Source organism: Streptomyces sp. SP17BM10, assembly GCF_036322405.1.
Taxonomy (GTDB): Bacteria; Actinomycetota; Actinomycetes; order Streptomycetales; family Streptomycetaceae; genus Kitasatospora.
This window is the reverse complement of sequence record NZ_JAQYXB010000240.1, coordinates 1-341: the sequence shown is the minus strand read 5'-3', so window position 1 is coordinate 341 and position 341 is coordinate 1. Positions and strand designations below refer to the sequence as shown.

The 341-nt window shown below is 66.3% G+C and carries 1 protein-coding gene; it reads left to right on the top strand.

All coding sequences use genetic code 11. From position 1 onward, the window contains the following. Window positions 1-249 (top strand): acyl carrier protein (locus PUR71_RS01010; RefSeq protein ID WP_329924361.1); only part of this gene is annotated, 249 nt, incomplete at its 5' end. Window positions 250-341 lie beyond the last annotated feature (92 nt).

Here is a 341-nt window from a genome sequence, read left to right as displayed (position 1 = left end):
CCGAAAGGAACCTGCATGAGCGCCACCGGCATCGACAAGGTCCGCGACTGGATCCTCGGCCGTCACCCCGGCCGCACCGAACTCGCCCCCGACGTCAACATCATCGAGAGCCGCCTCGTCGACTCGCTCGCCTTCGTCGATCTCGTCTACACGATCGAGGACGCGGCCCGCCTAGAGATCGTCGTAGTCCCCAAAGACAAAGAGGACTTCCAGTCCCTCGCCACCATCCAGAAGGCGTTCTTCGCCTGAGCCCGAGGAGGGACCACCATGCACGCCGTTTCCTACACCGCCCAGTGGATGGCCGCCGCCCGCGCCCAGGAGTCCGAGCGCGAGGACGCCCT